We start from the raw sequence: 13246 nt of genomic DNA, 5'->3' as shown, positions 1-13246 counted from the left end.
TCTGCCGGAGGGCACTGACACGTCAAGCGCGGTGCCCGTTCCGTGACCGTACGCGAAAGAAGAGTCGTGGAAGCGTTACAGGTGCTGTACCGGCGGTACACAGAATTTGCACGACGACGCGTGATACCGATTTGATGGCCGGTCCGTCTCCGGACGATCCCGGCACTGATCCCGGACCGGCGGCTTGCGCCGAGCCTGTAGCGTGGCCGACGGAGACCGTAACAACACCGCGCGCACCGCGGGCAGAAACGACGGCGAGGACTGATGGCACAGCAGCACGCTCAGGGCCCGTCCGACCCCGAGGCGGCTGGCGGCGGAATGGCGGACGCACCGGAGCTGTTGGGTAACGGCGGACTGGTCGGCGACGGCCGGTACCGGCTGACCCACAGACTGGGTCGGGGCGGTATGGCCGAGGTTTTCGCGGCCGAGGACGTACGGCTCGGGCGCACGGTCGCGGTCAAGCTGCTCCGTTCCGACCTGGCGGAGGACCCGACGTCCAAGGCGCGCTTCACGCGCGAGGCCCAGTCGGTGGCCGGCCTCAACCACCATGCGATCGTCGCCGTGTACGACTCCGGCGAGGACTACGTGGGCGGCATGTCGGTGCCGTACATCGTGATGGAGATCGTCGAGGGGCGCACGATCCGCGACCTCCTCCTCAACGCCGAGGCGCCCGGGCCCGAGCAGGCCCTGATCATCGTCTCGGGCGTCCTGGAGGCGCTCGCCTACTCGCACCAGCACGGCATCGTGCACCGCGACATCAAGCCCGCGAACGTGATCATCACGCACAACGGCGCCGTCAAGGTCATGGACTTCGGCATCGCGCGCGCCCTGCACGGGGCGTCGACGACGATGACGCAGACTGGCATGGTCATGGGCACGCCCCAGTACCTCTCCCCGGAGCAGGCGCTCGGCAAGGCCGTCGACCACCGCTCCGACCTGTACGCGACGGGCTGCCTCCTCTACGAACTCCTCGCGCTGCGGCCCCCGTTCACCGGCGAGACACCGCTGTCGGTGGTCTACCAGCACGTCCAGGACATCCCGGTCCCGCCGTCCCAGACGTCGAACGGCGTCTGCCCGCCGGAGCTCGACGGCCTCGTCATGCGCTCCCTCGCGAAGGACCCGGACGACCGCTTCCAGACGGCCGAGGAGATGCGCGGGCTGGTCCAGTACGGCCTTCAGATGCTCTACGACCAGGGCGGCCACACCGGCACCTGGAACACCGGCCCGGTGACCGTGGCCAACGGCCAGGGGACCCCGCCCGGCGGCTTCGCCGGGACGACCGTGATGCCCCAGGGCGACGCCTCCGGGACCACGCAGATCCCGCAGCCGATCCTGCCCGGCGGCTACGGCAACGGCGACGACGGCGGCTTCGAGGGGCACGGCAACCACGGCAGCGGCCGGGGCAAGCTGTGGATCCTCGCGGTGCTCGCGGTGATCGCCATCGCGGCGGGCGTCGCGCTGGCCATGAACAACACCGGTAACGGCAGCGGCGGTTCGGGCACCACGCCCTCGCCGACCACCTCGCAGACCAAGACCGACGACACGGCGACGGAGTCGCCGAGCGACAACGCGACCGCGTCCACGTCCGAGACGGCCACCGACGACAGCGGCACGACGTCCGGTTCGCAGTACACGCCGTCGGACACGCCCTCGTACACCCCGACCGAGACGGCCAGCGAGAAGCCCTCGAACACGCCGACCCCGTCGGCCACCCGGGAGCCCTCGAACACCCCGAGCGCGACGACCTCGGCGGACCCGACCGGCACCAGCGGCACGGGTGACGCCGGCGGGGACAACGGCGGCAGCAGTGGCACCGTCGCCGGTGCCCTGGGCGGCGGCTGACAGCTCGGTGCCGGCGGGTCAACGCCCCCGGCACCGAAGAGAATTCACGCGCGCGTGCGCCCCTGAAACGGGCTCCCGGGAGGGGCATCGAAAAAGGGGGTCCACGCGCGCGTGCCGTTCACGGCCTACGACTGTCCTGCTACGGGTCTCCTACAGGGCGGTGTCCTACGGGTCGGTGTCCTCCGCGAACGCCTCGCGCACCGCGTCGTACTCCCGCGTCCACCACACGGCGAGCGCGGACGCCGCCGGGAACTGGGGGTCCGCGCGGGTGTCGCCGCGCTCGTAGTGCCAGCGCAGCATCCAGAAGTCGTTGAGCCGCTCCCACCACACCCGGTGCACGGCGGCGGCCAGTTCGGCGGGCTCGGCGCGCGCCGTGCGCCGGTACGCGTGCGCGTACGCCCGCACCTTCGGCAGGTCCAGCGCCCCGTCGGGCCGTACGAAGAAGATCGCGGCGGCGCGTACGGCCTCCTCGGCGCGGGGCTGCACGCCGAGGCGGTCCCAGTCGACGATCGCGGCGGGGGCGTCGCCCTTGTAGAGCAGGTTGAACGGGTGGAAGTCGCCGTGCACCCACCCCACCAGGCCCCCGCGCGGCGGGCGCCGGTCCGCGTGCCGCTCCAGCAGCTCGCGCCGCTCCAGGAGCCGGTACCGGGCGAGTTCGTCGAAGGCGTCGGCGGGCCGGTGCCGGTGGACGTGCCCCAGGAGGTCGTCGATGAGGGCGAAGGTGTCGGCGGGGTCGGCCCCCGGCGCGCACTCCTCCCGGCGCCCCGGCATGACCCGCTCCAGGCACGCGTGGACGACCCCCAGCAGCGCTCCGAGGCGTCCGCACTGGTCGGTGGTCAACTGGCCGCCGTGGCGGTGCCGTCCGTCGATCCAGGGGTGCAGGGCATAGGCGTGGCCGCCGACGACGGCGACGGTACGGCCGTCGCGGCCCGGCAGCGGCGGGGCCACGGGGACGCCGAGGTCGGCCAGGCGCCGGGTCGCGGTGTGCTGGCGGGCGATCGCCGCAGGGTCCGCGGTCTCGGGGTCGAAGTGGTGCTTGAGGAAGTAGCGGCCCCGGGTCGTGCGGAGCCGGTAGCCGCGGTTCAGGAGGCCCTGCTCGACGGGTTCGCAGGTGACGGCGGACCCGGCGGCGTACTGGCGGAGGAGGGCGCCCAGCGGGGGCGCGTGGGGCACGGGGGGTGGTACACGTAAGCGCGGCACGCGGCAGATGCTAGAGCACGGAGTGCGCCGTTGACCTGCGGTTTGTCACAGAAAGTCACCGGTCGGTCGACGATGGTCGCTTTCGGTCACAGGGTGGGCCCGAAATGCCGTTCCGGGCCGCCGTCCGCCGCGTGCAGGGTGCTGAGCCGCGGTTCGATCCGCAGATACACCATCGCGCCCCGGGCCGGCCCGAAACGCTCGACCTGCTCCGCCGTCGGCTCATGCGGCTCGCACGTCCCGATCACCTGCACGGACCACAGGTCGTCGTCCGGCCCGGCCGAGTCCAGGTTGTCGGCGCCGTACGCGACGACACGGTCCACGCACGCGTGGTGATGGCCGTGGCTCCGGGGCATCCGCAGCAGCAGCCGCCCGTCCGCCACGATGTGACGGGCGGGCGCCAGGAAGGGCAGCGCCCCCAGGGTGGTGGCCACCCGGCCGTGGTCGGTGCGCGCGAGCAGATCGACGGCCAGCTGTCGGTCGGTGGGCATGCACTTACTGTCGGGTGGGCGACGCCTCCGGGGGAGGGGTCTTTGGTCCCCAATGGCGCCGCATCGGTCCCTGGAAGGGTGTTTGCCGGTCCCCGGAGGGGTGCTTGTCGGTCCCCGGAGGGATCTCTATTGACGCTGCTGCTCGGCCTGTCTCCGCGCCACGAAGGCCGCCGCCTGCGAGCGCCGCTCCATGCCGAGCTTGGACAGCAGACTCGACACGTAGTTCTTGATCGTCTTCTCCGCGAGGTGCAGCCGCTCGCCGATCGCCCGGTTGGTGAGCCCCTCCCCGATCAGGTCGAGGATTCTGCGCTCCTGGTCGGTGAGCCGGTCCAGCGTGTCGTCCTGCTTGGGCCCGCCGTTGCGCAGCCGCTCCAGGACCCGGGCGGTCGCCACCGGGTCCAGCAGGGACTTGCCGGCCGCCACGTCCCGTACGGCGGACAGCAGTTCGTTGCCCCGGATGGCCTTCAGGACGTACCCGGAGGCACCCGCCATGATCGCGTCGAAGAGGGCCTCGTCGTCCGCGAAGGAGGTCAGCATCAGGCACTTCACGGACTCGTCCAGGGCCCGGATCTCGCGGCACACCTCCACCCCGCTGCCGTCCGGGAGCCGTACGTCCAGGATCGCCACATCGGGGTGCGTAGCCGGGATGCGCGCCAGCGCGTCGGCGGCCGTCCCGGCCTCGCCGACCACCTCGACGTCGTCCTCCACCGAGAGCAGTTCGTGGACACCCCGGCGGACCACTTCGTGGTCATCGAGGAGAAATACGCTGATTTTTCCGTCTCCGGACACGCGGTAAGTCTCACATACGGCCTCTTCCCGTGCCTGAGGTGAGCGGGATAACGTGCCGTTGTTCCGGCCCCCTGCAAGGCTGTGACCAGGACTTGTTCCCGACTTTCGCGATTTACTTGGAAATCCAAGCAAAATCGCAGGTCAGGAGGGGTTTCACAGAAATGTGGAGCACTGGGTAACGTGCATTGTGCAGGGCGCTCGCCGGGGCACCTGTCACGCCTGCTCCCGACGAACCGCACCCACCCTGTGCGTCCGTGGGGCGCAGGTGAGCCGCACTGGCACCCGGCGAACCCGGGGAGCCGGACCGACGGAGGAGCACACGTGACCGTGGAGAGCACTGCCACGCGCAAGCCGCGACGCAGCGCCGGAAGCAAGGCCAAGGGCGCCGACCCGGACCTCGTCCAGCTGCTGACGCCCGAGGGCAAGCGAGTCAAGAACGCGAAGACCGCCCCGTACGACAAGTACGTCGCCGGCATCACCCCCGATGAGCTCCGCGGCCTGTACCGCGACATGGTGCTCACCCGCCGCTTCGACGCCGAGGCCACCGCCCTCCAGCGCCAGGGCGAGCTGGGCCTGTGGGCGTCGCTGCTCGGCCAGGAGGCCGCCCAGATCGGCTCCGGGCGGGCCACCCGGGAGGACGACTACGTCTTCCCGACCTACCGCGAGCACGGCGTCGCCTGGTGCCGCGGGGTCGACCCGACCAACCTGCTCGGCATGTTCCGGGGCGTCAACCACGGCGGCTGGGACCCGAACACGAACAACTTCCACCTGTACACGATCGTCATCGGCTCCCAGACGCTGCACGCCACGGGCTACGCGATGGGCGTCACCATGGACGGCGCCGACAGCGCCGTGATCGCGTACTTCGGGGACGGCGCCTCCAGCCAGGGCGACGTCGCCGAGTCGTTCACGTTCTCCGCGGTCTACAACGCCCCGGTCGTGTTCTTCTGCCAGAACAACCAGTGGGCCATCTCCGAGCCCACCGAGAAGCAGACCCGCGTCCCGCTCTACCAGCGCGCACAGGGCTACGGCTTCCCGGGCGTCCGCGTCGACGGCAACGACGTCCTGGCCTGCCTCGCGGTCACCAAGTGGGCGCTGGAGCGGGCCCGCAACGGCGAGGGCCCGACGCTCGTCGAGGCGTACACGTACCGCATGGGCGCGCACACCACCTCCGACGACCCGACGAAGTACCGGGCCGACGAGGAGCGCGAGTCGTGGGAGGCGAAGGACCCGATCCTGCGCCTGCGCACGTATCTCGAGGCCTCAAACCACGCGGACGAGGGATTTTTCGCGGAACTCGAAACGGAGAGCGAAGCGTTGGGCAGGCGAGTGCGCGAAGCGGTCCGTGCCATGCCGGACCCGGACCGGTTCGCCATCTTCGAGCACGTGTACGCGGACGGGCACGCGCTCGTCGACGAGGAGAGGGCCCAGTTCGCCGCCTACCAGGCGTCGTTCGCGGACGAAGAAGGGGGTAAGTGACATGGCGGACACCGCGACGTTCAAGAACCTGCCGTTGGCCAAGGCGATCAACGAATCGCTGCGCGCCGCCCTGGAGTCCGACCCCAAGGTCCTCATCATGGGCGAGGACGTCGGCAAGCTCGGCGGCGTCTTCCGCGTCACGGACGGCCTCCAGAAGGACTTCGGCGAGCGCAGGGTGGTGGACACCCCGCTCGCGGAATCGGGCATCGTGGGCACGGCCATCGGCCTGGCCCTCCGCGGCTACCGCCCGGTCGTGGAGATCCAGTTCGACGGCTTCGTCTTCCCCGCCTACGACCAGATCGTCACCCAGCTCGCCAAGATGCACGCCCGCTCCCTGGGCAAGGTCAAGCTCCCGGTCGTCGTCCGCATCCCCTACGGCGGCGGCATCGGCGCGGTAGAGCACCACTCCGAGTCCCCCGAGGCGCTCTTCGCGCACGTGTCCGGCCTGAAGATCGTCAGCCCGTCGAACTCGTCGGACGCCTACTGGATGATGCAGCAGGCCATCCTCAGCGACGACCCGGTGATCTTCTTCGAGCCCAAGCGACGCTACTGGGACAAGGGCGACGTCAACACCGAGGCGATCCCCGGCCCGCTGCACAAGGCCCGCGTGGTCCGCGAGGGCACCGACCTGACCCTCGCCGCCTACGGCCCGATGGTGAAGCTCTGCCAGGAGGTCGCCGACGCGGCCGCCGAGGAGGGCAGGTCCCTGGAGGTCCTGGACCTGCGCTCGGTGTCCCCGCTGGACTTCGACGCGATCCAGACCTCGGTCGAGAAGACCCGCCGTCTGGTCGTGGTCCACGAGGCGCCCGTGTTCTTCGGCTCCGGCGGCGAGATCGCGGCCCGCATCACGGAGCGCTGCTTCTACCACCTGGAGGCCCCGGTGCTCAGGGTCGGCGGCTATCACGCCCCGTACCCGCCGGCCCGCCTGGAGGAGGAGTACCTGCCGAGCCTGGACCGGGTGCTCGACGCCGTCGACCGCGCTCTGGCGTACTGAGGAGAGGGTCGTGACGACGATGACAGAAGCGTCCGTACGCGAGTTCAAGATGCCGGACGTGGGCGAGGGCCTCACCGAGGCCGAGATCCTCAAGTGGTACGTCCAGCCCGGCGACACCGTCACCGACGGCCAGGTCGTCTGCGAGGTGGAGACGGCGAAGGCCGCCGTGGAACTGCCCATCCCGTACGACGGCGTGGTCCGCGAACTCCACTTCCCCGAGGGGACGACGGTGGACGTCGGCACGTCCATCATCGCGGTGGACGTGTCGGGTGGCGCCGCTCCGGCGGAGGCCCCGGCCGAGGCCGCCCCCGAGGCTCCGGCCACGGAGGAGAAGCCGGCGGCCCGCACACCGGTCCTGGTGGGCTACGGAGTGTCCACGTCCGCCACCAAGCGCCGCCCGCGCAAGGGGGCGGAGATCCCGGCCCAGGAGACCGTGCAGGCGGCGGTGAAGGCCGTACAGGCGGAGCTGAACGGCCATGCGGCGGCGCCCGACGTCGTGGGACAGCGCCCGCTGGCGAAGCCGCCGGTGCGCAAGCTGGCGAAGGACCTGGGCGTCGACCTGGCGACGGTGACCCCGTCGGGCCCGGACGGCGTGATCACCCGCGAGGACGTGCACGCGGCGGCGGCTCCGGCGCAGGCAGCCGCGCCTGCGGTCCCGGTGGCGCCCGCGGCGGCGGTCGCACCCTCGGCACCTTCCGCGACGTACGACACGTCCCGGGAGACCCGTGTCCCGGTCAAGGGCGTCCGCAAGGCGACGGCGGCGGCGATGGTCGGCTCGGCGTTCACGGCACCGCATGTCACGGAGTTCGTGACGGTGGACGTGACGCGCACGATGAAGCTGGTCGAGGAGCTGAAGCAGGACAAGGACATGGCGGGCCTGCGGGTCAACCCGCTCCTGCTGATCGCCAAGGCCCTGCTGGTCGCGATCAAGCGCAACCCCGACATCAACGCGTCCTGGGACGAGGCCGCCCAGGAGATCGTCCTCAAGCACTACGTCAACCTCGGCATCGCGGCGGCCACCCCGCGCGGCCTGATCGTCCCGAACATCAAGGACGCCCACGCGAAGACCCTGCCGGAACTGGCCCAGTCCTTGAGCGAGTTGGTCGCCACGGCTCGCGAGGGCAAGACGTCCCCCGCGGCGATGCAGGGCGGCACGGTCACCATCACCAACGTCGGCGTCTTCGGCATCGACACCGGCACCCCGATCCTCAACCCCGGCGAGTCCGCGATCCTCGCGGTCGGCGCGATCAAACTCCAGCCCTGGGTCCACAAGGGCAAGGTGAAGCCGCGCCAGGTCACCACGCTGGCGTTGTCCTTCGACCACCGTCTGGTGGACGGGGAGCTGGGGTCGAAGGTGCTGGCGGACGTGGCGGCGGTGCTGGAGCAGCCGAAGCGGTTGATCACCTGGGCGTAGCGGTCGAGGAGCCGCGCATCTCCGTGGGCCGGGGACGCGCGGCTCAGCCCCGCGGTGCCTGCGTCGGGGGCCGGTAGTCGGCGCGAGGTGTGCCCAGCCGGTCGGCGGCCGACGCGAGCCAGCCGCTCGGTGAATACGGCGCGGGCGGGTCGACCTCCATCCCCAGCTCGGCGACGGCGAGGGCGTAGTCGGACTCGTCGAGGTCCAGGGCGAGGAGTTCGTGGAGTTCGCCGGTGAGGCGGGCGACGAGGTGCGGGTCGGTCGCGGTGCGGTAGTCGTCGATCGCCGCGTCGTGGTCGTCGAACTCGTCCGGCATGTCCTGGGAGAACCATCCGCCGAGGAACTGCCCGAGTTCCGGGAAGCGGGCGTGCCATTCCCAGTGGGTGGCGGGGGTCGCCGGGGGCGGGACCTCCCCCTCCTCGACGCTGTGCCTGATGTGATCGGCGAGGCAGTACAGCCACTGCTGGATCTCGCCCTCGGGGAGCCCCACGTCCGGGATCGCGTAGAACTCGCCGAGCCGCAGCCGGAGTCGGCCCGGCGGATGGTCCGCGTACTCCCGCAGCTGCCGCTCCGCGACGGCGAGGGCCCAGGGGCGGGTGTGCCAGGTGTGGCGCAGGTAGGCGACCAGTGCGGCGCTCGGCTTGTCCGGGGTGTCGTCGGCCGGCTGACCGGCGTAGGCGCGGATCACCTGGTCCAACTCGCCGTAGCGGCGGTCGTGTTCGAGGGGGCTCAGGGGCACGGGGATCAGCCTCTACGGATCGGGTCGCTACGGGGCGGGTCGTTACGGGTCGGGTCGCTACGGGTGGGTCGTCATGGTTTGCGGGGTGCGGGGTGCGGGGTGCGGGTTAGAGGTAGACGGGGAACGTGGCGTGCACGGTGAACCCGTGCGGCCGGGACGCGTCCCGCTTCAGGATCACTCGGGCCGCGCGGACGTCCACCGGGTCTCGTCCGGCCAGCATCATCGCCTGGAGCAGGACGCGTCCGACCGGTTCGGGGCGGGAGGGCCAGGATGCCTCGATGGTCAGACGGGGGCGGGTGGACTGGGCGAGCCAGCGGTGGATGGCCTGTTCGTTGGCGGTGACGGTCTGTTGGGTGGCCCATTGGGCGGTTTCGTGGTCGGGGTAGGTGGCGGTGCGGGTGCGCATTTATTGACGGCTCTCAGTCTTCGTCGAAGGCCCAGAAAACTCCTACTTCGGAGTCCGATACAACAATCAGGCCACAGTCGGTGGTGAATTTGGAAATACAGTTCCATTCAGCATCGGGATTCAGTAGTTCCACATCCGGGTCTACTCGGGCGGCGGCGAGGTTCGTGTAATAGGCGGCTCCTGCAGAAAATCTTGAGAGAACCGCATCGGCGCACTTGAAGAGATGCTCCTTGCGGCTCTCAAAATCGGGGATGTTTGACGATTGGTAGTATTTTCCTTGCAGAGCCGTCAGTAGTTGGGATGCGGATTTCTTTCCCACTCGATAGAGGAGAGAGTCGAATTCGTCGAGACGTAGATCGGCGAAAGGTGATTCTTGACTATTATCGCCGTTAGGTCCTGGTGGTGGGAAATTCAAGGACCCCCAATTTCGCGGGTCTTCGGCTTTCAGCGTCATGACGGCCTGCACGTCTCGGCGCCAGTCGTCATGGCTCCGGGGACCCGCCGCCGCGAAGGTCCATGCCCCGCCGAACAGTTCCAGCAGAGCCGATTTCCAGGAAGCGGAATCGATCACCTGTTGCTCTCTCATGGCTTGTTGTCCCTCATGACTGAACCGTGTCGCTAGGCATCGAAGTGAGGACTACATAGGGCGGATGTCCGCCAGGACGGGGTTTCAAGGTCACATTGACGATATGCGAGTCGTGGGCAGCGGAGTCACCGCGCGTCCAGGTCCTGCCCACGGTGTCGTTGAAGGTGAGTCCCACAGTTCGCTTGGAACGATCCGGGTTCGGGTTGCTCGCAAGCCAGTTCGCGATCTTCTGCTGGTTGCCCGGGTCGTCGAGGACGCCCTGCGTGTAGCGCTGGGCCGATGTCAGGTCGGTGAAAGTCGATGCGGCGATGGGCGCGACCGTACCGTCCGGACGCACCTTGGCCTGGTCGCGAAGCCTTTGCTCCAGTTGTACGTCCGTCTTTCCTACATGCTTGTCGATGACGTGCGAACCTGCCAGTCCTTCTTGATTGGCGAGATCGACGGGGAAGCGGTGCTTGGACTCGTCATCTCCCGGAACGGTGTAGAGAGGGTCCCCTTTGAAGTCCGTCAGCGCCCGAGCGCCGAACGCCTCGGCTCTGGCGGTTTCGGCATTGAAGGTCGGTGCGCTCGTGTATGCCTCGTCCAGGGCCGGTAGCAGCGTATTGATTTCGCTGACCTGCCGGTGAATTCGGTTGTTGTAGGCCGACACCGCGTCGTTCAGGGCGCCTTCGTCGATGTTCAGCACGATCCCGACAGAGACGTCCGCGACCAAGCCCTTTCCTGCTTCCCACAGCCCTTTCACCAGGCTCTTGGCATCCGTGATGTCCAGATCTCTGGGATCCAGTTGCTTGAGACTGTCGACAACGGCCTGGCGGTAGATCCGGTGCAGATCGTCCCGGACGTCCTCCGCCGCCTTGGCGACGTTGTAGATCGCCTCGACCATGGCGTCGCAGGTGTCGAAGAGAACGGCGAAGACTGGGTGGCTGCTCCCTCTCTTCTTCGCGTCGTCGTTGGCCCAGTCGTAGCCCTCCCGGTTCTTGCCCCAGGCTGAAGTTCCCCACAGCGTGCTGCAGAATGTCCGCATCGCGTTGTACCAGTCCTGATCGGTCTGGTCGGTGATGCTGCCGACGAGGCCCGTCAGCGTTCCGTCCACCATGCCGAGGGTGGTCTGCGGCATGCGCCATGCCTGAGAGATCGAGTACAGGCGCAGGTGATTGGGCAACGGGAGGATCGTTGCCGCTTTGCCCCAGCGGCACTCGTGTTCCAGCAAGGGGCGCATGACAGCCAGGACCACGGCTTCCAGACCTTCGAGGGCCTCCTGCATCAAGTCCTGGCCCGCATCGATGTCCCCCCACTTGAAATCGGTGACGGGACCGTACGTGGGGGCCTTGTCGATGACGGGCGGGTTGGGCCGGTGTGTCGGCTGTCCCGTTGGCGAAGGGTGGGTTGCCGCGTCGGCCGCCGCGTAATTGTTGGCGGTAGACGTGAAGCCGACAGCGGCTCCTCCCACACTCACCACGGCCTTCGCCCAGACCTCCAGGAAGCGCTCGGCGACTTTCAGATAGGCGGTGGTGAATTCCTTCATCGCCGTACCCCTCCCGCCGCCGTCCGGGTACCGGGCCAGCTCGTCGAGGAACGACTTGATGCCACGGTCAAGGGGGTCCTGCTGGCCTGCTATGCCGGTTGAGACGCCGTACAGGACGGTCGGAGTGACATCGATCTTCGTGGTCCCCGGAGGCGTCGGGGTGCTCATCAGACCCCTCCCCAGCCGCGCAGCACCGCCCGATGAGCCGCTGCGTAATTTGCGTGACCGGTGGTGACATACGCGTGCAGCCACTTCTGCGCGGCCTGCAGATCCTGGGCCGAGCGGTCCCACTCGTCGAGCTTCTCTACGAAGACCTCGCGGGCCTCGCCCTTCCAGGACAGGACGACCGGTTCGGCGCGGTCGTAGAGGTCGTCGAGTTTGCCGTTGAGCTGCTTGAGGATGTCCTCCAGCTCGGTGGCGAGGTCGTGGAGCGTGGCGAAGGAGACGGCTATGTGGTCGTCGGCGGAAGCCCCGGTCGACATGATCCCCCTGGATATCGGTCGGTAACTATGGCTGGCTGAGCGGCACTTGGCAGCACGCGTTGAGAAGGGCCAGAAGGGCGGTCAGCCGGGTCAGAAGGAGTCGAGGCTGCTGCGCGGGGGCGCCGCGTCGGCTCCCGTCCCCGCCTCCGTGTTGGGCGTCGACAGCTTGTCGACCTCGCTGCCGACGTCCACCTGGATGCTCCGCATCTGCTCCAGCACCTCCATGTCGTGCGCGGAGAAGCCGTCCCGGCTCATCCGCACGGCCTGCTCCAGCAGCTTCATGACTTCGCGGATGCGTACGGCGTCCTCGGTCGCCGCGCGGTGGAACTCGCGGTACGCCGTCGCCGCCGGCCCGCGCCAGCCGGCCTCGATGCGGTCGACGACCGCGTCCATCCGTCTGACCTGCTTGTCGAGGTGGTCCTGCATGTGGTCGAGGTCACCGGCGAGCTTGGTGAGATCGGCGGATGTGACGTGCAGGTCAGGGTTGCCGCCCTGGCCCGCTCCGGTTCCGGGCACTGCCATGCCGTATCTCCGCCCCCGTCGCGTCGACATCACACGTCACTTGCTGTTGCAATAATCCTACGGTTCGCAGTGACCTCGAAGCGAGGCGGTCAGGCCGGCGGATGACCTTGCCGTGTCGCGGAGTTACGTCTCGTGGCGCCCCGCGATGTTCAGCTCCGCCCACACGGTCTTCCCGACGGTGAGCCTCTCGACGGCCCAACGGGCAGCGAGCGCCCGGACGATGAGCAGGCCGCGGCCGAACTGGTCATCGGGGGTGGAGGTTTGAGGGAACGGGAGCCGTTCGCCCCTCGGGTCCGTCACCGCGACGCGCAGGGCGTTGCCGGTCAGGGACGTCTCCACGCGGAACAGACGGTCCCGCAGGCACCCGTGCAGTAAGGCGTTCGTGCACAACTCGCTTGCCAGTAGCGCCGCGTCGCCAGCGGATCGGGGGTGTCCCCAGGTGGCGGTGAGGTGGGCGACGTGTCTGCGGGCGCGGGGGATGTTGATCGGGTACGGGGTGTAGGTGACGGCGTCGTAGTGGTCGTAGCGGCGGTCGTGGGGCTTGGGGAGTCCTGGAGGACAGGAGTCGGTCACCGGGAGGCACCTCCATGGGGGACGGGGCCAGGTGGGGTGGCTCTGCCGTGCTGTGTGAGGGCAGCGCGGTGCACTTCCGCCAACTGGTGTCGCTGGGTGGCTTGTTGCCTACTGACGGTAGCGTTCCGGGATGATTGGCAGCAACTAGTTCTCGGCAGAAAAATTCCTGCCTCGGTTGTGGGTTGCTTCGAGAGGGCTACAGACTGG

The 13246-nt window shown here is 68.9% G+C and carries 14 protein-coding genes; 4 read left to right on the top strand and 10 right to left on the bottom strand.

From position 1 onward, the window contains the following. The first annotated feature begins 264 nt into the window (after window positions 1-264). Window positions 265-1842 (top strand): protein kinase, encoded by a 1578-nt coding sequence (locus tag ACIRB1_RS21650; RefSeq protein ID WP_403466617.1) that lies wholly within the window; start codon window positions 265-267, stop codon window positions 1840-1842. 165 nt (window positions 1843-2007) lie between these two features. On the opposite strand, the gene ACIRB1_RS21645 is transcribed toward ACIRB1_RS21650, so the two are convergent. From ACIRB1_RS21645 to ACIRB1_RS21635, 3 genes are all read right to left on the bottom strand, one after another. Beyond that, complete coding sequence (locus ACIRB1_RS21645; protein ID WP_403466616.1) at window positions 2008-3015, bottom strand: phosphotransferase; 1008 nt, start codon at window positions 3013-3015, stop codon at window positions 2008-2010. Window positions 3016-3128: 113 nt separating this feature from the next. After that, complete coding sequence (locus tag ACIRB1_RS21640) at window positions 3129-3530, bottom strand: pyridoxamine 5'-phosphate oxidase family protein (RefSeq protein WP_403466615.1); 402 nt, start codon at window positions 3528-3530, stop codon at window positions 3129-3131. Window positions 3531-3656: 126 nt separating this feature from the next. Beyond that, window positions 3657-4319, bottom strand: coding sequence for a response regulator transcription factor (locus ACIRB1_RS21635; RefSeq protein ID WP_352179934.1), 663 nt, complete (start codon window positions 4317-4319; stop codon window positions 3657-3659). A gap of 321 nt (window positions 4320-4640) precedes the next feature. Between ACIRB1_RS21635 and pdhA the strand changes: the two genes are divergently transcribed. The 3 genes from pdhA to ACIRB1_RS21620 are packed head-to-tail and all read left to right on the top strand — an operon-like array spanning window position 4641 to window position 8206. Next, window positions 4641-5798, top strand: a complete 1158-nt coding sequence (pdhA, locus tag ACIRB1_RS21630) for a pyruvate dehydrogenase (acetyl-transferring) E1 component subunit alpha (protein WP_403466614.1) — start codon at window positions 4641-4643, stop codon at window positions 5796-5798. A 1-nt stretch (window position 5799) separates the two neighbouring features. Continuing rightward, on the top strand, window positions 5800-6792 hold the full coding sequence (locus ACIRB1_RS21625) for an alpha-ketoacid dehydrogenase subunit beta (RefSeq protein ID WP_403466613.1): 993 nt from the start codon (window positions 5800-5802) through the stop codon (window positions 6790-6792). 10 nt (window positions 6793-6802) lie between these two features. Then, window positions 6803-8206 carry a dihydrolipoamide acetyltransferase family protein gene (locus ACIRB1_RS21620; RefSeq protein ID WP_403466612.1) on the top strand — a complete coding sequence of 468 codons (1404 nt, stop codon included), beginning with the start codon at window positions 6803-6805 and terminating at the stop codon, window positions 8204-8206. 43 nt (window positions 8207-8249) lie between these two features. On the opposite strand, the gene ACIRB1_RS21615 is transcribed toward ACIRB1_RS21620, so the two are convergent. From ACIRB1_RS21615 to ACIRB1_RS21585, 7 genes are all read right to left on the bottom strand, one after another. Continuing rightward, entirely contained in the window at window positions 8250-8945 is a 696-nt protein-coding gene (locus ACIRB1_RS21615; protein WP_403466611.1) for a contact-dependent growth inhibition system immunity protein, read from the bottom strand. Window positions 8946-9051: 106 nt separating this feature from the next. Continuing rightward, on the bottom strand, window positions 9052-9351 hold the full coding sequence (locus ACIRB1_RS21610) for an RNase A-like domain-containing protein (RefSeq protein WP_403466610.1): 300 nt from the start codon (window positions 9349-9351) through the stop codon (window positions 9052-9054). 13 nt (window positions 9352-9364) lie between these two features. Continuing rightward, window positions 9365-9937: a hypothetical protein gene (locus tag ACIRB1_RS21605; RefSeq protein WP_403466608.1), complete on the bottom strand. Its 573-nt coding sequence runs from the start codon at window positions 9935-9937 to the stop codon at window positions 9365-9367. A gap of 13 nt (window positions 9938-9950) precedes the next feature. Then, window positions 9951-11630, bottom strand: coding sequence for an RNase A-like domain-containing protein (locus tag ACIRB1_RS21600; protein ID WP_403466607.1), 1680 nt, complete (start codon window positions 11628-11630; stop codon window positions 9951-9953). After that, complete coding sequence (locus ACIRB1_RS21595; RefSeq protein ID WP_403466606.1) at window positions 11630-11944, bottom strand: WXG100 family type VII secretion target; 315 nt, start codon at window positions 11942-11944, stop codon at window positions 11630-11632. Before ACIRB1_RS21595 ends, ACIRB1_RS21600 begins: the two co-directional genes overlap by 1 nt. A gap of 90 nt (window positions 11945-12034) precedes the next feature. Next, window positions 12035-12466, bottom strand: coding sequence for a WXG100 family type VII secretion target (locus ACIRB1_RS21590; protein ID WP_352179943.1), 432 nt, complete (start codon window positions 12464-12466; stop codon window positions 12035-12037). Between the two features lie 123 nt (window positions 12467-12589). Then, window positions 12590-13039 (bottom strand): ATP-binding protein, encoded by a 450-nt coding sequence (locus ACIRB1_RS21585; RefSeq protein ID WP_403466605.1) that lies wholly within the window; start codon window positions 13037-13039, stop codon window positions 12590-12592. Between the last annotated feature and the right edge of the window lie 207 nt (window positions 13040-13246).

This window comes from Streptomyces sp. NPDC096013, assembly GCF_044763565.1.
Taxonomy (GTDB): domain Bacteria; phylum Actinomycetota; class Actinomycetes; order Streptomycetales; family Streptomycetaceae; genus Streptomyces.
This window is presented reverse-complemented; position numbering and strand designations above follow the sequence as displayed.